This is a genomic window from Spiroplasma cantharicola (genome assembly GCF_001281045.1).
GTDB lineage: Bacteria > Bacillota_I > Bacilli_A > Mycoplasmatales > Mycoplasmataceae > Spiroplasma_A > Spiroplasma_A cantharicola.
Map to the genome: position 1 here is coordinate 99,024 of NZ_CP012622.1, position 25,900 is coordinate 124,923.

Sequence of the window (25,900 nt, forward strand, 5' to 3'; positions counted from 1 at the left end):
TAGGGGGTATTCTATGTTAGTTTCATTTGTTCTTACGTGACAAGATATTGAAGAAAATATTGATGCTACATTACAAAGCATTTTAGATCAAAGTGATAATGATTGTGAAATAATTTTAATTGCAGATAAAATGTTAGAAAGTAATGAGCAACTTTCAATATCAAGAAAATATTTTTGAGATATTGAAAATATAAAAATAGTTATAAATAGTTCAATTCAAGGAGCTTCAGTTTGTTGAAATACAGCTATTGATTTAGCTGATGGTGAATATATACATTTTATATCTCAAGGAGATATAATTAATCCTAATTTTATTAGTTTATTAAAAAAAGAATTGGCAAAATATGATAATAAAGAAATTGATGTTTTAGAATATACTACTCAATTAACTGGTTTATCTGATAAATGCATTGATACTCTATTAGAAAAAGGAAAGATTTATAATTTAAATAATGAATATCAACCTTTTGCTTACTTAAGTACTTCTTTATCAAACAAGTTGTTTAAAACTAATTTACTAAAGGAATTTGGTTTCAAATTTAGAAGATTTGTAAGATATGATATGTTATTTGCATATAAAGTTTTAGGTCAAGCAAATTCTTATTTGTTTTTAAATATAAATGAACCTTTAGAAGAAATGAATTTACAAAAAGTTCAATACTCAGTTTTTGATTTAGTTAATCAATGAACTCATATTTTAAATTATTTTAGAAGAATTGGTAAATTTAAGCCTTTAAAAGATTATTTAAATTATGCATATTACAAAACTATGATTCATATATGATTATGAAATATTAAAAAATTTGATAATAAATTACTAATTAAAAAGTCAGCAAATTTTGCAATAAGAAAATTTGAAGATAAAAGAGAAGACTTTATGAAAAATAATAAAGCATTTTTAGAAACAGAAGATGAAAGGTTCAAAGAAATAATAAAAGGGTTTTCATCATATATGAAAAATTTATTAAAATTAGCTAAATAAAAAAGGGAGATTTTTAATGATAAATCAAGAAAATCAAAAAGATGAAAGAGATTCTTTTAGAAATTTGGTTAAACCACATTTAGGAAGAATATTTTTTGCAAGATTTTTTGATATTATTTTATGTTCAATTCCAACTTTACTATTATCTTTTTTAAATCCAATTCACGATTTAAAAAGTTTACTTATTAACATTCCAATAAGTCAAATAGTATTATTTTTTTATTTTGTTTTTTTGCCATACTTTTGCAAGGGAAATACTTTAGGAAAATTAATTTTTAATTTAAGGTTGAAAAAAAGTAATTATGAAAAAATTAAAATGTCAGAAATTTTCTTTAGAGAATTATATTTTTTATATATCCCTTTATTTTTTTTATTAATTATTCAGATTATTATGGGAATTATTTTATTTACTTCTCCAAGAGATTCCAATAATATGATAATCTTAAAAATAATAAATAATATTGGATATGCTTTTTTAGCAATGTGATTTATGTATATACCTTTAACAATTTATTTGCAAAAAGATAATATTTCAGCAATTGATCTTAAATTAAAAACAAGAGTTTATTATCTTGAAAAAATAATTATAATAGAAAAAAATGAGCAAGAGTTTGATCATGTTCATTTACAAAAAAATAAACCAGGTAAAATTAATCTAGAAGAAATAAAAAAAATAATAGGAGAAGAAGATGAATAATTTTGAAAATACAAAAAATAAATTAATAGAGTTTGTCGAAAAAAAATATTTTACCGGAGCAGTTTTAAAAATTAATAGAAATAAAGAAAATATTTTTTCCTTTTCATTTGGTATTAATGATGTAGATAAAAAAACTAAAATGAATGAAGATTTAATTTTTAGAGGCTATTCTCTTACAAAAACTGTAACTGTGGCTGCGTTTCTAACTTTAATTGATAAAAAGATAATTAGTTTAAATGAACCTTTACATAAATTTTTTCCAGAATTTAAAAATATGAAAGTTTTAAATAATAATGAGATAATCGATGCCAAAAAAGAGATTTTAATTAAACACCTATTAACAATGACATCAGGGTTAGCATATTTCGGAAATAAAAATATAACACAAAAAGAAACAACAGTGTTATTATCAGAATTTGTAAAACCTGTTAATGGTGAATTTATGAATTACAAAGAATTTATAAAAAAACTTTCAAAAATTCCTTTGGAATTTGAACCAGGAACAAATTGGAGATATGGACTATCTCTTGATGTTATTGCAGGTGTTATTGAAAAAGTTACTGGGATGACTTATAGAGATTTTGTAAAAGAGGCAATATTTGATAAATTAGAAATGTCTGACAGCGATTTTTATTTAAAAGACAAAAATAGAGAGGCAAAAGTTTATAATTGAAGTTTAGTAAATGATGAACCAATATTAAAAAAAGTTGAGAATTTTAATTTTTTCATTCAAGAGATTGATAAGGTTCCCAAAATGCCAATGGGTGGAGCTGGTTTATTTACAACTGTAAAAGATTATTTAAAATTTTTAGATTTTTTAATTGATGGAAAAGATTCAAAGGGAAATCAAATTATTAGTAAAAAAATATTAAAAGAAATGACATCAGATAAATTAAAGAAATTGAAATCAAATTTTAGATGAACTTTAAATGAAGATTATAGTTATGGTTATGGGGTTAGAGTAAGAATAAAAAATGACAATTTCCCTTTAACTGAAATTGGAGAGTTCGGTTGAGATGGATTATTAGGGTCAATTGGTTTAGTTGATCCATTAAATAAATTTAGTGTTTGTTTAATGTTAAGTTCAAAACCAGGACATAATAAATTAATTGAAAGTGAGTTTTTTGCAGAACTTTATAAAGATTTAAAAAGTATTTAAATTATTACTTTAATTTTTTAAGTTTTATCTTAAAAAATTGATATTATAGAAAAGTTATAGGAGTTATTTATATGATAAAAGAACTATTAAAAGAATTAAATGATGAGCAACTAGATTCAGTAATCACTACAGATGTTCCTGTAAGAATAATTGCAGGAGCAGGTAGTGGAAAAACAAGAGTTATAACAACTAAAATAGCGTATTTAATAGAAAAAGAAGGAATTTATCCACCAAAAATATTAGCAGTTACTTTTACAAATAAAGCAGCTCAGGAAATGAAAGATCGAGTTAATAAAATAATTCCAAATTTGGATAGAAATCCGTTAATTACAACTTTTCACTCTTTTTGTGTCAGAGTACTTAGAGAAGATTGCGAAGATATAGGAATATCAAAGGATTTTACTATTATTGATGCATCAGATCAGGCGAAGATAATTAGAGATATAATTAAAAAACTTGATATTAGCACTGATAAAAATAGACCAGAAAGAAAAATTTTATCAAAAATAAGTAATTGAAAAGCAAAACAAATTGATTGAAATGAAGCTTATGAAGAAACTTTCAATTTTGAAGAAAAAAAATGAGCAAAAGCATATAGAGATTATCAACAATATTTATATGATAAAAATTATTTAGATTTTGACGATTTAATTTTAAAGGTTCATAAACTTTTTAATGAAAATATACAAATAAGAGAAAAATGAAGAAATAGATTTGATTATATAATGGTTGATGAATTTCAAGATACAAATTACACTCAATTTGATTTGGTTAAATGATTAACAGGTTCAAAAAATAATTTAACAGTTGTTGGAGACCCAGATCAAACTATTTACTCATGAAGAGGGGCAAAAGTTAATATTATTCTTAATTTTAAAAATGAATTTGCAAATTCACGTACAATAATGTTAACTGAAAATTATAGATCAACAAAACCAATTTTGGATATAGCAAATAATTTTATTGATAATAATAAAAATAGAGAAAAAAAAGATATTTTTACTCAAAAAAAAGCGGGAGAAATTGTTCAAGTAAAAGAAGTGGCTTCAAGAAATTTTGAAGCAAAATTTGTAACTAAAAAAATTAAGGAATTAGTTGAAGAAAATAATTATAAATACTCAGATATTTTTGTACTTTATAGAACAAATGCTTGATCTCAAGAATTTGAAAAGGAGTTTCAAAATCAGAAAGTTCCATTTCAACTTATTGGTGGATTTAAGTTTAGAGATAGAAAAGTAATTAAAGATGTAACTGCACTTTTGCGTTCAGTTGTTTTTAAAGATGACTTAGCTATGGAAAGAGTTTTTACATTTACTCCTAAAGTAGGAGCTGTAACAGCTTCAAAATTAAAAATTGCTTCAGAGCAATTGAACTTAAACTTATTTGATTTTTTGACATCTCAAAATCAAGAAGTCAATCAAATATCAAAAAATTTAAATGAACTGGTTGCTTGTTTAATAAAAGCAAGAGAGATTTTTGAAGAAAATAAGAGTATATTAAAGTTAACAGAAACTTTAATTAAAGAATCTGGTTATAGAGACCGATTAGATTTAAAAGATAAAGAAGATATTGAAGCACTACAAAATTTAGAAGCTTATTATGACCAAATGGAAAAATATGATAATTATTATAATGAATCTGAAAATGAATTAAATAGAGCAGTCATGTTTCTACAAGAAGAAGCTTTATCAAGCGATGAAGATAATCAAAGCGAGATAAATAAGGTTACTTTATTAACAATTCATTCCGCAAAGGGATTAGAAAACAAAGTAGTATTTATTGTAGGTTTAAATAAAGATGTATTTCCTTCAAAAATGAGTTTTTTATCAATTGAAAATCTTGAAGAGGAAAGAAGAGCCTTTTATGTTGCTATTACAAGAGCACAGGAAAGAGTATTTATATCGTATGTATCTGGAGAATATTCTTATATTTCTAATGGAGAATTAGGACCTTCAAGATTTATTCAAGAACTTAATCCTGAATTATATGAAATTGAAAAAAGTATTTATTTTCACTCAAATACTGATGTTTCAAGTACTTATAAGGGAAAAGCAAATTTAGAGTTTAGACCTGATAAATTAGAAGCTGGAGTTATTAAGGGAGATAAAATAAAGCATATGATATTTGGAGATGGACTAGTTGTTAAAGTTATTGATAGGTATATCTCAGTGGCATTTTCAGACCCCAAACAAGGGGTTAAAATGATACCAATTAGCTCTAGTGCATGAGAAAAAATATAATAATTTTAATTAAAATTTAAAGCAATTTTTTTATTGTATATGTAACATTTTTATATACAATAATATTGTTAAGGAGGATAATATATGACTTCATTCACAGCTAAAGTAATTGATCCAGTAGGATTACATGCCAGACCTGCATCAGTTTTAACAAAAGAAGCATCAAAATATGCATCAGAAATTAAAATAAAATGCGGAGATAAAGAAGGTAATTTGAAATCAATTATGAACGTTATGGCACTTGCAGTAAAAACTGGTGCTGAAATTACAATTGAAGCAAATGGCGAAGACGAAAGTGCAGCTATTGAGGCAATTGAAAAAGCAATGAAAGATAACTCAATTATCTAGTATTAATAAGCCTTTTTATAAGGCTTTTTTTTATTATTAACATTTTTTAGAAAAAAAATCTTATTTAGTTAAATTAAATGAATTATTTTCTTAAACTTTTTTGAAAAAACTATACCTTTTTTTTCCTTTTTTGGTTATAACATTATAGAAATAAAAAAACATTTCACATAAAAATATCTTCAAATTTAACAAAAGATTTAAATTTATAAATTAACTGAAAAAGTATAAATCAGGAGGTTTATAATAATTAAAGTTAAAAGGATATTTATATTAGTCTTTTCATTGGCTATAAAAAAAGACTAAAATAGCATTACATTAGCCATAATATAAATATTGTATTTTTTGTTTCACTTAATATTTATTTACTAAAAAGTTTTAAGTGAAATCACTTACTTTTCTAGGTAAAATTTTTAACAACAAAACTAGGCACAGTTTCATAATTATAGGCGCTTGTTATAGCGCATTATTCTATAAAAAATAGAATTAAACGAAAGGCGATATATAAAATGGCAAAGAAAAAAAACCAATATTACTATGATTCACTTTCTCCGATTGAATTTGCTTTAAATAAGTTTAAAGGAAGAATGAGATCAGTGAATTGAAATGTAATGAATGACGATAAAGATTTAGAGGTTTGAAATAGAGCTACACAAAATTTTTGATTACCTGAAAAAGTACCAGTTTCAAATGACTTAGTTTCTTGAAAAACACTAACTCCTGAATGACAAGAATTAGTAACAAGAACTTTTACTGGACTTACTTTATTAGATACTATTCAAGCAACTGTTGGAGATGTTGCTCAAGTTCAAAATTCATTAACAGATCATGAGCAAGTTATTTATACTAATTTTGCATTTATGGTAGCTGTTCATGCAAGATCTTATGGAACAATTTTTTCTACATTATGTTCAAGTGACCAAATAGAAGAAGCACATGAATGAGTAATTAATTGTGATAGTTTGCAAGAAAGAGCTAAAGCATTAATACCATATTACACAGGAAATGATCCATTAAAATCAAAAGTTGCAGCAGCACTTATGCCAGGGTTCTTACTTTATGGAGGATTTTACTTACCGTTTTATTTATCAGCAAGAGGTAAATTACCAAATACATCAGATATTATAAGATTAATTTTAAGAGATAAAGTTATTCATAATTATTACAGTGGATATAAATATCAAAGAAAAGTTGAAAAATTATCTCCTGAAAAACAAGCAGAGATGAAAAAATTTGTATTTGACTTATTATATGAATTAATAGATTTAGAAAATAAATTTTTATATGAATTATATGACGGGTTTGGTATTGCAGAAGATGCAGTCAGATTTAGTTTATACAATGCAGGAAAATTTTTACAAAACTTAGGATATGAATCTCCATTTACAGAAGAAGAAACTAGAATCGAACCAGAAATATTTACACAATTATCAGCAAGAGCTGATGAAAATCATGACTTTTTCTCAGGGAATGGGTCATCATATGTTATGGGTGTAACTGAAGAAACATCTGATGAGGATTGAGAATTTTAATTAATGCATGATGATGTTATTAGAATATCAAATAAAGATATTAAAAAACCAAAGGGAAAAGTATTTGTTGTATACTTTTCTTCAGTCTCTAATAATACCCATAGATTTATGGAAAAACTAGATGTAAATGATGCAAGAATTCCCTATGAATTAGATGATCAATTAATTGTTCAAAAGGAATATGTTTTAATAACTCCAACTTATGCTGGAGGCGGCGGAGACACAAAGGGTGCTGTACCAGTTCAAGTAATTAGATTTCTAAATAATGAAAATAACAGAAATTTATGTAGAGGAGTAATAGCTTCTGGAAACACTAATTTTGGTGATACGTTTGCAATTGCAGGACCAATAATTTCTAAAAAATTAAAAGTTCCTTTACTATATCAATTTGAGCTTTTAGGAACAGTAAATGATGTTGAAACAATAAGAAAAATCTTGGAAGATTTTTGAGAGGAATAAAATAATGAAAAAAGATAATATAAAAAATCTTTCTGGTACAAATGAATCAGATGAATATATAAAATTGAATGCCAGAGCTAAATTGTTTGTGCCTGGTCAAGATAACTTTAAATTAGATATTCAAGCTGCAGAATTATATATGAAAGAGCATATTGAACCAAATATGATGAAGTTCTCAACTACTAAAGAAAGAATAGATTATTTAGTAAAAAATCAATATTATGATGATGAAGTTATTAAAAAATATACAATAAAGCAAATTGATGAATTAAGTAAATATGCATATTCATTTGACTTTAAGTTTCCTAGTTTTATGGGAGCTTTAAAATTCTTTAACGCTTATGGTTTAAAAAGTTTTGATGGAAAACAATATTTGGAAAGTTATGAAGATAGAGTAGTTTTAAATGCGTTATTTTTAGGGGGTGGGAACTTCGAAAAAGCTAAAAATATTTTAAAGCAAATTATTTTAGGAAGATTCCAACCAGCAACTCCAACATTTTTAAATGCAGGTAAAAAACAAAGAGGAGAATATGTTTCTTGTTATTTACTTAGAGTTGAAGATAACATGGAATCAATTGCAAGAGCAGTAACAACATCTTTACAATTATCAAAACGTGGAGGGGGAGTTGCAATTTGTTTAACTAACCTAAGAGAATTTGGAGCTCCTATTAAAAATATTGAAAATCAAGCAACAGGTGTAATTCCTGTAATGAAAATTTTAGAAGATTCATTTTCTTATGCAAACCAATTGGGGCAAAGACAAGGAGCTGGAGCTGTATACTTAAATGTTCACCATCCAGATATAATGTCATTCCTTGATACAAAACGTGAAAATGCTGATGAAAAAATAAGAATTAAATCTTTATCATTAGGAGTTGTTGTTCCTAACATTACTTTTGATTTAGCAAAAGAAAATAAAGATATGGCACTTTTCAGTCCATATGATGTTGAGAAAGTTTATAAAAAACCATTTTCAGATATTTCTGTAACTGATGAGTATGAAAATATGTTAAAAAATAAAGATATTAAAAAAACATATATTAATGCTAGAAAGTTATTTCAAGCAATAGCAGAATTACATTTTGAAAGTGGTTATCCATATTTATTATTTGATGATACTGTAAATAACAATAATGCTCATCCAGTAGCTGGAAGAATTGTTATGAGTAACTTGTGTAGTGAAATTGTTCAAGTTTCAACTCCAAGTGAATATAATTCAGATTTATCTTTCAAAAAAACAGGAGAAGATATTTGTTGTAATCTTGGAAGTATGAATATTGCAAAAACAATGGAAAGTGGAGAAGAGTTTTCAGAAGTTATTTATAATTCGATCCTTGCTTTAGATCATGTTTCAAGAAATAGTGATTTATCAAGTGCACCATCAATTGAAAATGGAAATAAAAATAATCATGCTGTAGGTTTAGGTGCTATGAATTTACATGGATTCTTATCAGTAAATCATATTTATTATAATTCACCCGAAGCAATTGACTTTACTAATATGTTTTTCTATACAATGGCTTTCCATGCTTTTAAAGCTTCGAATAGATTAGCAAAAGAATATGGTTCTTTTGCAGGATTTAAAATTTCAAAATTTGCAGATGGTTCATATTTTGATAAATATACTAAATGTGAAAATAACAAATTTATTCCTCAATCAGAAAAAATTAAAAATTTATTTGAAAAATACAAAGTTTCAATACCAACTCAAAAAGAATGAATAGAGCTATCAAATGAAATTAAAAAAACAGGATTAGCTAATTCACATTTAATGGCAGTTGCTCCAACAGGTTCAATAAGTTACTTATCATCTTGTACACCAAGTTTACAACCAGTAGTTGCACCAGTTGAAGTTAGAAAAGAAGGAAAACTTGGAAGAGTTTATGTTCCTGCTTATAAAATTGATTTTGATAATATGGGTTATTATTCATTAGGAGCATATGAAGTTGGTCCAGATCCTATTATTGATATCGCAGCAGCAGCACAACAACACGTTGATCAAGCAATATCATTAACATTATTTATGACTGACCAAGTAACTACAAGAGATTTAAATAAAGCTTATGTAAGAGCCTTTAAAAAAGGATGTGCTTCAATTTACTATGTAAGAGTACGTCAAGAAGTTCTTGAAGATAGTGAAAATTATGAATGTGATGCTTGTGTTATTTAAAAAACCTTAAAGGTTTTTTTTATTTTCATTTTTATTGTAAAAAGTTAAGTTAAATAATTTACAATATTACAAAGGAGAAAGTTATGATAGAGATAAAAAACATAACCAGAAAATTAGGGAATTTTGGTTTAAAGGATGTAAGTTTTACAATAAAGAAAGGTTCGGTTGTTGCCTTTGTTGGTGATAATGGTGCAGGAAAAACTACAACAATTAAAGCTCTTTTTGGTGAACTTAAATTAGATAGTGGAGAAGTTTTAATAGATGGTGAGAATTTATTTAAAAATAATAATTTATCAAAAGTAGCATTTTTTCCAGATTCAAATAATGTACCTTTAGATATAAAAGTACATGAGTATCTGCACTATATATGTGCTGCAAATAATATGAATAAGGAAAGAACTGAATTGAGTATTGATAATGTTTATAGATTATTAGAACTTAGACCATATAAGGATAAAAAAATAAAGCAACTTTCTTCTGGGTGAAAAAAGAAAGCAATTATGGCAAGTGTTTTAGTTCGTTCACCAGAATATATTATTTTTGATGAGCCAACAGCCAATGTTGATGTTGAATCAAAATTATATTTTATGAATATTTTTAAACTTTTATCAAAAGTAGGGATAACAATTTTAATTACAAGTCATATAATTGAAGAACTACAAGAGTTAGCTAATTATTTAGTTTTAATTAAAAAAGGTCAAATAGTTTATGCAAATGATTTTGATAGAAAAAAAGAGCACATAATGGATGTTTATAAAAGACATATGAATGAGCCAATTAAGGACTTACATATTCTAAGAGACTTGTATAAAAATAAAAAGGAAAGAGAGTAATATGGAAAATTTAGTAGTAAATAGGAATAAGAAGAATTTTAGAAATTTTACTTTGCTTTATTCAATTAATTTAAAACTAAGTTTAAAAAACATTGGTTCTATTATTAGTGGATTAGTTTTTTCATTAGTAACTATAATATTCTTTATAACTGAATATTCAAACATTATTGATAAATCAAATATTTCAAGTTATACTTCATTAAAATATTTAACTTTCTTATTTGGGGGAGCAACATTAATTTTTCATATAGTATTAAATTCATTATATTTATTCAAAAGACAAGTAAAAGATGGTATATCTTCAATTGAATTAAGAGCAGGGTATAAAACTTGAAAATCTTATTTAATTAGAGTTCTTATTACTTTTACTGTGGCTTGTATTTATATAACAATACCCTTACTATTTGCAATTATTTTAAATTTAGCTAATTTAAGTGATAGTACATTTTTCTTCAATTTACATTATTCACAAATATTTTTCTTTTACTTTTTAGCTTTTTTTTCAACAATTGTTTTATCTTTAATGATGGTTGTTTTTAAAACTTCATTAGCAACTCTATTTTCAATGATATTTATGTTCACTGTAGTTTTAGCACCAATGTTTGCATCATTTAAATTTATTATGAGTAGCTCAGATTTTTCTAACTGAAAAACAAATATTAAAATGTTAGGGGCCCAAGATTTCTATAATACTTTTAAAAGTGATAATGAACTATTTGATGATGATGAAAATGAAGGACAGTCTAAGTCTTTAAATGGAATACATAAATATTTAAATCAGAGTTTACAACCATTAAATAAATATGAAAATATTGAAGAAAATAGTGAAAGTAAATTTAATTATAAAATAATTCCTGATCAAAAATTTTTCCCTGCTTGAAATTCAAAAAAATATTTAAACCAAAATGAATTTACTTCACAAGAAAATTTTAATTATGAAAAAGCAACTCATATTCTTCTTAAGAATATTGGTTTTGGACAAGTATATTATAATTTTAATGTTTTTGATGATAATACACATGAACAGAAATATTTATTAGAAAAGACTCCCATTTGAAAGATAATTGAAAAAATAAATAGAACAGCATTAGAAAATAGTGAAAAGCTTATTGCTCAAAATGAAAATGAAATACCATCAATATTTGTTAAGAAAACTTATTCTTATGTAAATAATGAAGTTAATTCAAAAGATATTAATATAGAAAATTTCTCAACTCAAATGTCAAATATTTTACCAGAGTATTCAAGTATGTTTTCATTTATTCAAACTTTTTATAATAAAAATAAGACTGCAATTTTAGCTGATAATAAGAATCCATATTCATCAAGTAATTCTTTTTACAATGATATTTTTGACTTTGCTCTTGTAAATACTAGAAATAAAGATTATAGAAAAACTTTAAATTTCTTTTCTTGAAAAAAAGTCTTTGAATCAAACAATAAAAAGTCTTATCAAAATGTTACAGATGACTTTTGTAAATTAACTGTATCAAATAATAGTGACGGAGAACCTTTAAAATTATGTATTAATCAAGAAGTACAAAAACAAAATGATGAAATGGCAAAAGTATATAAAAAATTTCCTGAGTTAACAATTATTAATGCATTAATAATTAACTTATGAAAAGAAGCAATGGAATTTGATGTTGTAAGACCTTCAGGTTGATATTCTTCAAATTCAAGTATTGATGATGGACTTTATTTATATTTTAATGTAGCTAAAAAATCTAATACATTGACTACAGATATATCTAGACATTTTGCAGCTATGTCAACAGGATTATTCTCTTCAAGATTATTAAATGATTCATATAATTCTTCAGGAACTATTTTTTATCAAGGACAATTTTTAAATATAAAAAACATTTTTGATTTTGAAAACTTTAGTTCTGAAAATAAAGAACAAGGTAAAGCAATGAAGCCAATTTATGAAAAACTTAAAATAAAAACCTCGACATCATTTATTATACCTCTTGCGTATTTTATATATATATTAATAATTACACCACTTGGTTATGTTGGTTATTTAGCTTTTAATAAAAAAGCTAAATTATAGAAAGGAGCTTTAATATGATAGAGATAAAAAATATTACTAGAGACTTGGGTGGGTTTGTTATTAACCAAGTTAGTTTTACAATAAAGAAGGGTTCAGTTGTTGCTTTTGTTGGTGATAATGGTGCAGGAAAAACTACAACAATTAAAGCTCTTTTTGGAGAGTTAAAATTAGAGCAAGGGGAAATACTAATGGATGGTAAAAGTATTTTTGATGAGCAAAATCTTCAACGAATTGCTTTTTTTCCAGATTCAAATAGTGTTCCATTAAATATGAAATTAAAAGATTATGTTGCATATATTTGTGCAGTTAATAATATTTCAAAAAAGGAAGCAAAAGAAACTGCTGATAAAATATTTAAAATGCTTTCATTAGAACCTTATATAAACAAAAAAATTAAAAGTTTAAGCGCGGGTTGAAAAAAAAGAGCAATTATGGCAAGCGTTCTAGTGAGAACACCTGAATATATTGTTTTCGATGAACCAACAGCCAATGTCGATGTTGAAGCCAAATTATCTTTTATGAACATTCTTCATGAACTTTCAACAATAGGAGTAACAATTTTAATTACTAGTCATATTCTAGAAGAATTACAAGAGGTTGCAAATTATGTTGTTTTTATCAGAGATGGAGAAGTTGTTTTAGAAAAAGATTTTGATAATAAAAAAGAATCAATTTCACAATTATATAAAGAAGTTATGGCTGAAAAAAATAATGGTGAAAAATTATTAAAAGAAATTTATAAGAGTAAGGAAATGGTGGATTAGTATGGAAACAATTAAAACAAAAGTTTTAAAAACTAAAAAGCCAAAAGAATTTAATGGATTTAAAACTTTATATCTTATAAATCTTAAAAGATTACTTAGAAATAAAGCAGTGTTGGCTACTGCAATAATTTCAATTATTGTAACTTTAATACTTTCTTCATCTGTAGCTGGTTTATTGAATACACCAATTAATGCTTTTGAAATTGGTGTAATTATTGTTTCAATTTCATTTATTTTTGAAGTGTTTTTCTTTATTGTGTTTATGATTATAATGTCTACCGAACTTATTAAAAAACAAATGCAAGATGGAATTCAAAATATTGAAACACGATCTGGTATTAAATTTAATAGTTCTTTCTTATTAAGATGATTTGTATTTATTACTTTTGTTGGTGGAATTGCGCTTATCAATTCAATTTTAAAAATAATTATTGCATCATCAATTGTTTTAAAATTTGATTTAATATCGGGTATTGTTTTAAGCACATGTGTCTTTTATTTCTTTTTAACTATTGTTTGAAGTCCGATAGTATTTTTAGTAACAATTCTATGCTCAATTGCTTGAAGCGTAATGATAAATATATTAATTGCGATGATTCTTTGTTTATCTGGTCTTTTCTCTTCATTAAGTTCTATGACAGATTTTACAAGAATTAATAATTATGATTCTGTTATGAAAACAAATATAAAAATAAATATTTCTAAATCATTTTATGATAATTTCAAAGATGACAAAGCTGTAAATTCAATTTTTATTGATTCAAAAGCAAATGAAAAAAGTTCATTGTTTTTAAATCAAATTCAGACTAATTTAGAACTAGAATCTTTAAATGCGCAAGATATTAATTATTATAATTTATCGAATTTAGGACAGAGACAAGGATTAGCATTTGACAGTCTAATTGCTGCTTTATATGGTGGTGGTGCAAATATTCATTATGCAGAGGTAGAAATAACTGAGCCAGAAGATACAATTAAAAGTGAAATTGCAAAACCAGTTTTACAAGATACAGAGATTTTTAAAATTTTAAATGAAATTTACCAAACTATATTGACTGGTATGAAATCAAATAATAATAAACCAACTATATCTAGTCCTGGATTTAAAGGTGGATATTTAGATGAATTATATGGAGCTGAATCAGGGTTTCACAATTTATCTCCTTTGATTAAATGATTAAAAAAGCAAGAAGATACAAAAAAATATTCTGCTTTATTGGATTGAGTTAATTCTATTTATTCTAAATATGCATTTATTTTAACTGGAACAAAAATGATGGAACAAAATAGAACTTATATTTTCGCAAGTGATTTTGATGAGTTATGAAAACTACTTGAGAAAAAAGAAACTGTAGTGGAAAATTCTCAGGTTCATAAAGTCTATAAAAGATATCCAGAATTATTGATTATTAATAATATAATTACAGAGGCATGATTAAATAATATGCTTTGAAAAGCAGAACTTTATAACTCAGTTTGAGGATTGTCAAGTGAAGAGTCTAATTTTAATGATGCAGCTCAAGCATATCAAGCATATCAAGGTTGAGCCAATGAATCTATTTTAAAAAATAATATTAATATCTTTCAGCACTTTTCAATAATGTACAGTCAATTATTCGGAAGTGCATTTAATAAGGACTTAGTTTTTTCAAAATCAGTGCTAGCATATTCAGGAATAACAAATGGTTATACAAATTATTCGGAGTTAGCAAAATATGATTTAAGTGAAAATAAAAGTAATGAAGCATTAACTCCAATTTTTGAAAAAGCTAATTTAAAGAAAAAGTTTGGGTATAATGTAGCAGTTAGTTATTTAATATATTTACTTGTATCATTTGGTTTAAATTATTTGGTTTATTTAGTATGATCAAGAAAATCTAAAATTTAAAAACATCATAATAGATGTTTTTTTTTTTTTTTTTAATTTGTATATAATAATGAAAAAGGAAACTAATTTATGGAAAATAATTTCTTTGTTAGATATATTGATGACGAATCTTTAATTGAATATAAAGAGAAAAAAGAATTTAAAAAAAGTAAAGGTTTTTTTGGACTATGATTTTTCTATTGAAAAAAATATAAAGTTAAATCTATTTTTGCAATAATTTTTATACTTTTAGTTTCTGGTTTTTCAGTATTTAATATTCTTATTGCAAGACAAATCACTTCAATTTTAATTGGAGAGTCTTTAATTGAAACTTTAAATAATAAGGAACTACTATCTGAAATCATAACTGGTTTAATTCCTCTAGTTGGTGAAGAAAATGAAAAATTATTAGAGATGATAAATGAATTTCTAGCAAGCAATGATTTAGAAATGCCTAAGGAATTAGTTAATAATATATTGCAAAAATTTTATTTTGATTATTTAAGCTATGATGGTAAAAATGTTGTAGCAATATTTTTTGGATTATCTATTACAAAAATGCAATGAGTTTATATTTTATTAGCAACAATAGGATTAGTAATAGTTTGTATGTATATTGCATATTGTTTTTGTGGAATTATAAGCGAAGAATCTCAAACAGATTTAAAAAATAAATTAATAAAATCTTTATTAACAAAAAATGTAGATTTCTATAATAAGAATTCACAGGGAAAAATTACAGAGACAATAGTTAAAGATTGTAAAAATATAGCAGAGCAATTAAAGGTAGCTCCAATAATTTTATTATTTATTGTTTTTTCAACAGTTGGTTCAACTGCAATGCTAATATATATTGATAAATTAATTTCTATATTAATGTTTAGTCTAATATTATGCGTAATGCTAATTGCATTATCTGTTGTTTTATTTATTGCTAAACCAGTAAAAAAAAGTATGGATGCTAAATCAAAAAGTGATTCTGAAATTACTGAAAAAATATCAGCAATACGATTAATTAAATCTACTGGAACTTGGGAAAAAGAAATTGAACATTTTAATCAAGATAATCAAAAACAAAATAAGTATAATCGAAAATTGAATTATGCAATATCTATAATTCCTGGAATTATTATTGGTGCAATTGGGTGTCTTACATTATCTTCTATTGTTTTTGGAGTTTTCATTTATGCAAATGATACAAGTAAATTGATAACAGTATTTTCTACATTCACTGCAGGTATTTTTGTAATGGTGACACCAATTTTTCAATTAAATACTATTTTGCAAAGTATTAGTTCAACAAATAAATCTTCACAAAATATTGCAAGTATAGTAAATGATGAAGATAATATAATTGAAATTGAAAATCCAAAGTTCATTAATAAAAAAGGAATTGAGAGTATAGTTTTTGATAATGTTTCATTTGCTTATCCATTGTCTCCGGAAAGTAATATTTTAAATAATTTATCTATAAGTTTTGAAAAGGGAAAATCATATGCTTTTGTAGGTCCATCTGGTTGTGGTAAGTCAACAATAACAAGATTACTTTTAAGATTTTACGAAAATTATGAAGGTTCAATTAAAATTAATGGAGATATGGAATTAAAAGATATTGAATTAAAGGACTGGCTTGAAAATATTGGTTATGTAGATCAAGAACCACAAATTCTTTCTGGAACTATTAAAGAAAATTTACTATATGTTAAAAATGATGCTACAGATAAAGAAATTATTGATGCATGTAAAAAAGCAAAGTTACATGATTTAATTATGAGTTGAGAAAAGCAATATGATACTTTTTTATTTGAAAGAGGAAAACAACTTTCAGGGGGACAAAAGCAGAGGCTTGTAATCGCAAGAACATTTTTAAAAAACCCAAGTTTAATTATTTTAGATGAAGCTACAAGTGCATTAGATAATTTAGTTGAAAAGGAAATTTCAATTGAGCTAGATAAGCTTATAGTTGGAAAAACAACAATAACAATAGCACATAGATTAACTACAATTAAAAACTATGACAAGATCTTTGTATTAGATTCCTTCAAAAAAATTGCTCAGGTTGGAACCTTTAATGAACTAATAAAAAAAGATGGTTTATTTAAAGAGTTATATGAAGTAGATAAAGGAGAAAGTTAAAATGATAAAAATTAAAAATGCTTTTAATGCAAAAAATAATTGAAAGACAACTATTATTTTATTTATTTTTTTATCATTAAGTTCAATTCTTATTTTATTTTTACTTCCAATGGTTTTTGAAACACAAGATGGAGAATTAATAAAATTAAATTTAGTTGGGAAAAAAGAAAATACAATTTCTTTTGCACAAAAGGAAATACAAAATGATCAAACAAAAATTCTATGAGATTTTGATTATAGTTATACTTTATTTACATATCAAAATTTATGAGCTTATTTTGGTTGATTCTTTTTAATTTTATTGCTTACTTTAAATCATTTTACTCTATTAAAAAAAACAAGAGGCACTAGAAGACTTGTAAGTTCATCAATTATTTTAGTTGCATCATTTTTATTATTAATGATTACAATAAATTATATGGTTGCATATTCTCAATGAGTTGATGCTTATGGAAGAGTTTTAAAAAAGGTTTTAAAAAAATCAAGATTAGGTAAATTAAAACAAGCCTTAATGTTTATTTTCTCAGTCTTTTTTATTATTATGAGTTCTTATAATATTTATGTAGAAAAAAAAGTAACTTATAAAGTTGTAAAAAGAATAATAGAAAAACAAAAACTGATTGAAGTTAATAATTAATTTTTAAAGCGTTTTTAATAATTTCAAATTGAAACAATAATTTAAAACATACATAGTAATTAAAAACTCATTTAATTAGTTACTTTTTTTATATGCTCTTTACACTCTATATATACAATATTTGTTATAATATATTTGTTTTAAAGGAGAGATTTTAATGTCTAAAAAAATGTCAGGAATTGGAGCAAGTAATGGTATATCAATCGCTAAGGTTTATATATTAGATGAGCAACCAATAAAAATTTCAAAAGAAATACCAAAAAATATTGAATCGGAATTAACACTTATTACATCATCTATTGTAAAAGCTAAAACTGATTTAGAGAATTTGCAAGTAATTGCAAAAGAAAAATTAGGGGAAGAGAAAGCTGCTATTTTTGAAGCTCATGCTTCAATTTTAGAAGACCCTGCAATGGCAGAGGAATTTACAGCTTTAGTTAAAGAAAAAAATTATAATGCAGCAAGAGCAATCAAAGAAGTTGCAGATAAATATATGTCTATGTTTGAAGCTATGGATGATGATTATTTTAAAGAAAGAGCTGCAGATATTAAAGATGTTACTGAAAGATTAATTAGATATGTTTTAAATATTCCACTTGCAGATTTAGCAACAATTAATGAAGAAGTTATTATTGTAGCTGAAGATTTAACACCTTCACAAACTGCACAATTAAATCCTAAATTTGTAAAAGGATTTGCTTGCAATATTGGTGGAAGAACTAGTCATGCTGCTATTATGGCAAGAAGTTTGGAAATTCCAGCAGTTTTAGGTTTAAAAACTATTTTACATGATGTAAAAGATAAAGATGTTTTAGCAATGAATGGTGAAACTGGTGATGTTGAAATCAATCCTTCAGATAAAAATAAATGAAAAAAATTAGCAGAAAACTTTGAAAAGGAAAAAGAGGAATTAAAAAAACTAAAGGATAAGCCAACTCTAACTAAAGATGGATTTGATGGATTTGTTTTGGAAGGGAATATTGGAAGTCCTAAGGATGTTGAATCAGTTCTTGAAAATGGTGGAGAAGGAATTGGTCTATTTAGAAGTGAGTTCTTGTATATGGATAATGACCATTTTCCAACAGAAGAAGAGCAGTTTATTTCTTACAAAAAAGTTGTTGAAGAAATGAAAGGTAAAATTACTATTATTAGAACTCTAGATATTGGGGGAGATAAAAAATTATCATATTTTTCATTCCCACATGAAATGAATCCATTTTTAGGATATCGTGCTATTAGATTTACCTTAGATAGAAAAGATATTTTTAGAGATCAAATAAGAGCTTTATTAAGAGCAAGTGCTTTTGGACCAGTAGGTATTATGTTTCCAATGATAGCAACTATTGATGAATTTTTAGCAGCAAAAAAATTTACATTGGAATGTAAAGCAGAGTTGACAAAGGAAGGTCATAAAGTTGGTAAAGATTTACAAATTGGAATGATGGTTGAAATTCCTGCCGCTGCAGTTAATGCTGATAATTTTGCAAAACACGCAGATTTCTTTTCAGTAGGTACAAATGATTTAATTCAATATACAATGGCAGCTGATAGAATGAGTGAAAATGTTACTTACTTATATCAACCATATAATCCTTCAATTTTAAGATTACTAAAAATGACAATTGATGGTGCACACAAACATGGAAAATGAGCAGGAATGTGTGGGGAGATGGCAGGAGAACCTGATGCGTTACCATTACTAATGGGATTAGGTCTTGATGCTTATTCAATGTCTGCAACAAGTATTTTAAAAGCAAGAAGTATTATGTCAAAATTAACTTTAAAAGAAACACAACAATTGGCAACTAAGGCATTAGAATGTGAAAATTCAGATCAAGTTTTAAAATTAGTTAAAGCAGTAATGAAAGATAAATAATTTAAATAAATGATTCATAAGAATCATTTATTTTATTTAAAATAAATAATAATAACATTTTTTTGTTATAAAATAATGAGTGAGGAGAAGGTAAATTATGGGATTATTCACAAAAAATAAAAAACTAGAAGTATTTGCACCAGTTGATGGTGAAATTATTGACTTATCAAAAGTTGAAGATGAAGTATTTTCAGAAAAAATGTTAGGAGATGGAATTGCATTTATTCCCGAAAATGGAGAATTTGTAGCACCAATAGATGGAAAACTTGTAACAGTTTTTCCAAGTGGTCATGCATATGGAATTTCAAATTCAAATGGTGTCGAAATTTTATTACATATTGGATTAGACACAGTTTCTCTAAATGGTGATGGTTTTGATATTAAAGTAAAACAAGGAGCAAATATTAAAGCTGGAGAGTTGTTGGTAAATGTAGATATGGCAAAGGTTTCTAAAAAAGTACCTTCAATGAATACACCATTAATATTTACAACTGATTCAATGAATGGAAGAAGTTTTGAAGTTTTAAAAACTGGTAAAGTTAAAAAAGGTGATTTAATAATTGAAGTTAAATAATATTTTTTATGAAAAGCCCTATTAGTTAGGGTTTTTCATTTTTTTTGGAGTAAAATAAAAAAAGGTGATTTAATGAAAGAAAAGATAACCAAATTAAGAGATAAGCATTTTAATTTAAGTGAAGAGACAAAATTCAGATTTGACCTATTAAATTACAAAACAGATGGAATGATTTTTTTAACTTCTGTACTAATAGTGCCTTTTGTTTTGTCTTTATTTGTGTCTTATTTTGGTTATAATAACAATGAAGTCTTTGCTCTTTTATATTTAGTATCTGTTATTGTGGGAATGGTTTTTAATATGCTTAGAAATGGACCTGGTTTTTTTAAAGGAGGCTACTTTTGAATTTATCTTTTAATTATTGGTCCTCAAATTGTTTTCATTTTTACAGGACTTTTAATGTCATTATTTAATTCTTCATTAAATAATGACCCAAAGTTAATATCAGCATTTTCATCTATAATTACTATGATATTGACAGAAGTTATAATTATAATTTTGGCTATAATTTATGATAGAAAAATCTTTAAGAGATTTAAAGAAACTTTAAAAACTAAATGAAAAGAAGTTATTGTAATTGCAGTAGCAGGGACAATAATATTATATTTTGTTTCAACATTTATATTTTTAAATTTAATTGAGACTAAATTAATGGGAGCTTCAGAAAGTGAAAATCAAAAGAATTTAATAGGGATATTAAGAGATAGCGATAAATCAATTACTATAGCATATGTTATACTATTATTTATCCTTACTGTTGTTGTAGCTCCTTTTTGTGAAGAGTTATGTCTTAGAAATTCTTTCAATTTAAATGCTTCTAATAGATGATTAGGATTTGTCGGTAGTGCAATGTTCTTTGGTTTTGTTCATTATGGACCAACTTTTGATTTTGGACATATATTGAGTTACTCTGCAGCGGGTTTTATATTATCGGGAATATTTTTATTTACAAAAGGTAATATGACTTTCTCTTGAATAGTGCATTTGCTAAATAATTTATTGGCATTTATTTTAATATTAATTATTATTTAAAAAAAGAAAAACGAGGTTGTTATGACAATAATAAAAGTGAACCAAAATGATGTTGATCAAACTATTTTTAATTTTATTAAAAAAAATTTTAAATCTACAAATTTATCAATTATTTATAAATGATTTAGAAAAGGAAAAATTAAAGTTAACGATATTAAAGTTAAAGATACAAAGCAAAAAATTAAATTAAATGATGAAGTTAAAATTTATGATAGTAGTGAAACAGAAAAAAGAGATCAATTTATAGAAATTGATTTTTCTGATTTAGAAATTATTTATGAAGATGAAAATATTGTTATTGTTGATAAACAACCAAATCTTGAAGTTCACTCACCAATAAATATAAATTTAGATCAAAAAGTGAAAAGCTACTTAAAAGATAAAAAAGAGTATAATCCAGATTTAGAAAATAGTTTTGTAATAAGTCATGTTCACAGAATTGATAAACTTACAAAAGGTTTAGTTATTTATGCAAAAAATAAAATTACTCTAGATATTCTTTTAAATGAATTAAATAATAAAACTAAAATTAAAAAACTATATTTAGCAAGAACAGAAAATAATAATTTAGAAACAGGAAAAATATCAGGATACATTAAATATGATAATGATAATCAAAAAGCTAAATTTAGAATTGAAAAATTCAATAATGCTAAAAAAGTTGAACAAATAAATAAGATAATTGATGAGCAAAATAACATATATGAAATTCAAATATTAACTGGAAGAAAACATCAAATTAGAGCTGTTTGCAATTTTTATAAATCACCAATATGTAAAGACTTTAGATATGGTGGCAAAAGAAGTCACCTAAGAGAAATAGACTTAATTGCTTACAAAATAATTTTCAATAATTTTGACGGTCATTTAGAATACTTAAATGGTAAGGAATACAAATCAAAATATAATTTTTAATGTTAAAATTAAAATAATATATTAGGAGGTTAGCAATGTTATCAACAAGACAAGGTATTTTTAGTGTTATTGTTGGTACAACAATCTCTACTTTAAATGCAATAATTCAATTTCTAACAATGTATTGAGTGTTAGAAAAGTTTGGAACTGAATTTAACGGGTTTGTGCGTTTAGTAACATCATTTTCTGCAATTATAGCAACAGCTGAAGGCGCATTAGGAATTGCAGCATCAATTTTACTTGTAAAGCCCTTAGTTAATAATGATTGAATTAGTGCAAATGAGATTTACTCAACAGCAAAAAAAAGTTTTAGAAGATCAGCAATTGTTGGCTTAGTTTTAGTAACTGTAACTGCACTTGCATATCCATTATATGCTGGAGTAAATGCTCAAGATAGTAGTATTTTTGATCCAAATAGTTGAAAAAGTATTGGTTTAACTTTAAACGATGGACAATTTGCTGCTTATTGACAGCTAATGATTATTGCTTTAATTTTTGGCTCAAAAAATTTCGTTTCTGCTTATTGATTTAGTGTTTATGAAACTATAATTATAGCTGATAATAAAAATGTTATAAGAAGAATAACAATTCTATTTACAGATATTTTAGTAAATGGATTAACATTTTATTTATTAGCAATAGCTCAAAATCCAATAATTGCATTTATTCCTATTTTACTTTATTCACCAGTTAAAGGATTATTGATATATTTATATGTTAAAAGAAAATATTTATGATTAAAATACTATCGTGATTTTAATAGCTTTAAATTAAATACAACAACTTCAAAAATAACTTGATCTAATTTAGGATCTACTTTATTGTTAAATTCTGACATTGCAATAGCTTCAGTTATTTTTGGTTTAAATGTTTCATCAACACTTTCACTATATTTAGTTGTTGCTTTAAATGTTAGATTAATAATGACTAATTTTATTGTTTCTTTTAGAGAATTTTTTGTTACATTAGTTGCTAGAAGAGGAAGAATTAATTGAAGTAGTTATGCTAAATATGAACTTTATACTTATTTAATAGCAGCTTTTACATTTATTAATATGTCGATATTATCACCATACTTTGTTAGTGCACTTTATGGTAAAAATATTACTTTAACTGACCCAACAAATCCAAGTACAAGAGCTTTTGAATTCATGTTTTATACACCAAATTTCTCAATGCTTTATGCAGCTGTAACCGCTTTTACTATTCTTTGTGATAGTCAAATGACTTTAATTCAAGCAAAAGGTCGATATGGTGAAGTTTCAAAATTTCAAAATATAATTGGAGTTGCTTATATAGTTACAGCAATTCTAATTCCATTTGTACTAGTAACATCTGGTGTTGGTGGAATTAACAGTTTAGTAATTGGAGTTATAAGTATGTATTTAATTAAACTATTTTGCTTAATTATTAGATATGGTTATTTATGAGTTTATGTTTGAAAATATGTTACTTATAATTCTAATAAAAAATATGTGGCAAATAATTTCTTGATATTAATAGTTCCAACTTTTATTGCAGCTTTATTAAATATATTTGTGATTAGTCAATATTTAGACATTAGAAAAGCAACGGGAGAGGGTGCTCATATTGCGCCTTTAATTGGGCTATTCTTTGGAAGTATTTTCTCAACAATTTTTGCATTAATATTATTTTCATATATTCTCAATGCAAAGTCTTTTAATGGAATTATAAGAAATCTTCCAATTATTCAAAAAACTCTTTTAAGAAAAACTTCTCAATCAAGAAAGAAAAATTTGGAAGAATATGGTATTGATGTTAATGAAATTGTTGATAAAGGAAGTCAAATTTCTCATGCTATGTATGGCATTGAAGAAACAACAATTAGTTCATCAGTAATAAATGAGTCAACTGTTATTAATGTTAATCCCAAAAATGAAAATATTTATGTTTTAAAGGGAAAATAAAATTGATTTATATCAATTTTTTTTATTTACTTTTTAAGAATATTTAAATAGTCACTAGGTGCTATAATTTATAAAGGTGAAAATATGACAAGTTCTTTAATATTTATTGTTATAGGAATATCAATGCTATATTTATTTATGTTTTATACATCAGGCTTAATATTCATTGAATTTTTTAAATTTAAGATCAAAAATCACTTTGTGGCAATTGCTACGGGTTTTTTTAGTTATTTTACCTTTATATCTGTTTGTACCTTTCCTTTGCAATTAATATCAGTTTTACCTTACGTTTTTTTTGTCTATTATATATTTGCAATTACTATAATTTACCTACTATTTTGCTTTATATTTATAAAATTTTGACTAAATACTAATTTTTTCAAGTTGGATTCCTTAATATTTTTATTAGTGGTAGCTGTTTTTATTGGTATAGATTACTTTTCAGTTAACAGCATTTCAAGAGAAAATTTTAGTAGACACAAAAATACCTTAGCTATTTTATATTGATTAAAAGATAACCAAGTTTCATTTTTTAATGATTCTACTCTATTTAATTTTCTTGGATTTAAACCATTTCAAGGTTGATATACTTTCCAACTTTCTGTAATAATGATGGTTAATGTTGAGCCTTATCAGTATAAAGATCTTATAGTTCCTTTATTAATAATTTTAGATGCTTTTATAATAACTTCAATCTTATTTTTATTTTATGAATCATTTACACCTAAAATGAGATTAAATAATAGGGTAGCTGTTTTTTTTATAAGTTTGGTAACATTTATTATTACAAGAATGATTTTTTGATGATTAGATTATTCCATATTTACAGGAGATATGATTTTACTTTATTTAATTTTTTATGCGACAACTATGTTGTTAAGATATACAACTCTAAATGTTAGAGAAAGATATAACCCTATTTTTATAGGTTTTGTATTGGGGGGCTATATTTCCTTTTCTTGAGAAAGCTCATATCAAATATTATTTTTATTGTATGCTTTTATATTTTTAATCCAAAGGAGATTTAATCAAAACTTTACAAAAGACATTCTAAAAATTGCTATTTTCCCAATGGTTGGCTTTATTTTCTATAATATTATTTTGAGATTATATTTACAAGTTGTTATTTTTGGATCAATTCTTGTACTAATGCTTCTAGCTTCTTACTTAATGAATAGACGTTATAGTTTTGTTGCAAAATTTGAACTATTTTTAGAAAATCATAATTTATTTACTGTCCTATTTGTGCCAATATTTTTTATGACAATTTCAACAGCATTTATATTAGCCTTTAATGAAAACATTTTAGCTGAAAAATATAATTCATTAAATATAATTTATATTTGAACTTCTTTAGTAGAAAATAATATAGCAAAGCAATTTTTAACTTTTATAATATCAATGACACTATTAACATGTTCTTTTGTATGAGTTTTCTTTAGGAAAAAAGTTAAATACGATTTAATAACTAATTGTATTGATTTATTTTTAGTTAGTTATCTAACATTTTATAATCCAATTTCAGTTAGATTTATAAGTACATTCTATCCAAAAATGTTTGAAACTAATGGAATGGTTCTAGTTGTTTTGTTATTTACATTCATAAATGCATTACCTTATGCCATTAAAACAAAAAAAACAATTCAAGAGTCAAACGATGTAATAGTTATAAAAAAATATTCAAGAGTCAATTTTTAA

20 protein-coding genes are annotated in these 25,900 nt (G+C 24.9%); all 20 read left to right on the forward strand.

Annotated elements, in window-relative coordinates; all coding sequences use genetic code 4:
• The first annotated feature begins 13 nt into the window (after positions 1-13).
• Complete coding sequence (locus SCANT_RS00470) at positions 14-982, forward strand: glycosyltransferase family 2 protein (protein ID WP_053945782.1); 969 nt, start codon at positions 14-16, stop codon at positions 980-982.
• Positions 983-998: 16 nt separating this feature from the next.
• Positions 999-1,679, forward strand: a complete 681-nt coding sequence (locus SCANT_RS00475) for an RDD family protein (protein WP_053945783.1) — start codon at positions 999-1,001, stop codon at positions 1,677-1,679.
• Positions 1,672-2,838 carry a serine hydrolase domain-containing protein gene (locus SCANT_RS00480; protein ID WP_053945784.1) on the forward strand — a complete coding sequence of 389 codons (1,167 nt, stop codon included), beginning with the start codon at positions 1,672-1,674 and terminating at the stop codon, positions 2,836-2,838. Before SCANT_RS00475 ends, SCANT_RS00480 begins: the two co-directional genes overlap by 8 nt.
• A gap of 71 nt (positions 2,839-2,909) precedes the next feature.
• Positions 2,910-5,078, forward strand: coding sequence for an ATP-dependent helicase (locus SCANT_RS00485; protein ID WP_053945785.1), 2,169 nt, complete (start codon positions 2,910-2,912; stop codon positions 5,076-5,078).
• A gap of 84 nt (positions 5,079-5,162) precedes the next feature.
• Positions 5,163-5,426, forward strand: coding sequence for an HPr family phosphocarrier protein (locus SCANT_RS00490; RefSeq protein WP_053945786.1), 264 nt, complete (start codon positions 5,163-5,165; stop codon positions 5,424-5,426).
• A 506-nt stretch (positions 5,427-5,932) separates the two neighbouring features.
• Positions 5,933-6,955, forward strand: a complete 1,023-nt coding sequence (nrdF, locus tag SCANT_RS00495) for a class 1b ribonucleoside-diphosphate reductase subunit beta (protein ID WP_083434185.1) — start codon at positions 5,933-5,935, stop codon at positions 6,953-6,955.
• Between the two features lie 3 nt (positions 6,956-6,958).
• Positions 6,959-7,414 carry a class Ib ribonucleoside-diphosphate reductase assembly flavoprotein NrdI gene (nrdI, locus tag SCANT_RS00500; protein ID WP_053945787.1) on the forward strand — a complete coding sequence of 152 codons (456 nt, stop codon included), beginning with the start codon at positions 6,959-6,961 and terminating at the stop codon, positions 7,412-7,414.
• A gap of 4 nt (positions 7,415-7,418) precedes the next feature.
• Entirely contained in the window at positions 7,419-9,584 is a 2,166-nt protein-coding gene (gene nrdE / locus SCANT_RS00505; protein ID WP_053945788.1) for a class 1b ribonucleoside-diphosphate reductase subunit alpha, read from the forward strand.
• 83 nt (positions 9,585-9,667) lie between these two features.
• A complete protein-coding gene (locus SCANT_RS00510; protein ID WP_053945789.1) occupies positions 9,668-10,417 on the forward strand; it encodes an ABC transporter ATP-binding protein in 750 nt (249 codons plus the stop codon).
• A gap of 1 nt (position 10,418) precedes the next feature.
• Complete coding sequence (locus SCANT_RS00515; RefSeq protein WP_053945790.1) at positions 10,419-12,473, forward strand: ABC transporter permease; 2,055 nt, start codon at positions 10,419-10,421, stop codon at positions 12,471-12,473.
• 14 nt (positions 12,474-12,487) lie between these two features.
• Positions 12,488-13,237, forward strand: coding sequence for an ABC transporter ATP-binding protein (locus tag SCANT_RS00520; RefSeq protein WP_053945791.1), 750 nt, complete (start codon positions 12,488-12,490; stop codon positions 13,235-13,237).
• Between the two features lies 1 nt (position 13,238).
• Positions 13,239-15,125 carry a hypothetical protein gene (locus tag SCANT_RS00525; RefSeq protein WP_053945792.1) on the forward strand — a complete coding sequence of 629 codons (1,887 nt, stop codon included), beginning with the start codon at positions 13,239-13,241 and terminating at the stop codon, positions 15,123-15,125.
• A gap of 69 nt (positions 15,126-15,194) precedes the next feature.
• Positions 15,195-17,240 (forward strand): ABC transporter ATP-binding protein, encoded by a 2,046-nt coding sequence (locus SCANT_RS00530; RefSeq protein ID WP_053945793.1) that lies wholly within the window; start codon positions 15,195-15,197, stop codon positions 17,238-17,240.
• A 1-nt stretch (position 17,241) separates the two neighbouring features.
• Positions 17,242-17,877 carry a hypothetical protein gene (locus SCANT_RS00535; protein WP_053945794.1) on the forward strand — a complete coding sequence of 212 codons (636 nt, stop codon included), beginning with the start codon at positions 17,242-17,244 and terminating at the stop codon, positions 17,875-17,877.
• 157 nt (positions 17,878-18,034) lie between these two features.
• Positions 18,035-19,753, forward strand: coding sequence for a phosphoenolpyruvate--protein phosphotransferase (gene ptsP, locus SCANT_RS00540; RefSeq protein WP_053945795.1), 1,719 nt, complete (start codon positions 18,035-18,037; stop codon positions 19,751-19,753).
• 97 nt (positions 19,754-19,850) lie between these two features.
• Complete coding sequence (locus tag SCANT_RS00545; protein WP_053945796.1) at positions 19,851-20,327, forward strand: PTS sugar transporter subunit IIA; 477 nt, start codon at positions 19,851-19,853, stop codon at positions 20,325-20,327.
• A 72-nt stretch (positions 20,328-20,399) separates the two neighbouring features.
• The gene (locus SCANT_RS00550; protein WP_053945797.1) at positions 20,400-21,359 is read left to right on the forward strand and encodes a CPBP family intramembrane glutamic endopeptidase; all 960 of its coding nucleotides are present in this window, start codon (positions 20,400-20,402) and stop codon (positions 21,357-21,359) included.
• A gap of 21 nt (positions 21,360-21,380) precedes the next feature.
• The gene (locus SCANT_RS00555; protein ID WP_053945798.1) at positions 21,381-22,274 is read left to right on the forward strand and encodes a pseudouridine synthase; all 894 of its coding nucleotides are present in this window, start codon (positions 21,381-21,383) and stop codon (positions 22,272-22,274) included.
• A 35-nt stretch (positions 22,275-22,309) separates the two neighbouring features.
• Complete coding sequence (locus SCANT_RS00560; protein WP_053945799.1) at positions 22,310-24,202, forward strand: hypothetical protein; 1,893 nt, start codon at positions 22,310-22,312, stop codon at positions 24,200-24,202.
• A gap of 408 nt (positions 24,203-24,610) precedes the next feature.
• Complete coding sequence (locus SCANT_RS00565) at positions 24,611-25,900, forward strand: hypothetical protein (RefSeq protein WP_144416866.1); 1,290 nt, start codon at positions 24,611-24,613, stop codon at positions 25,898-25,900.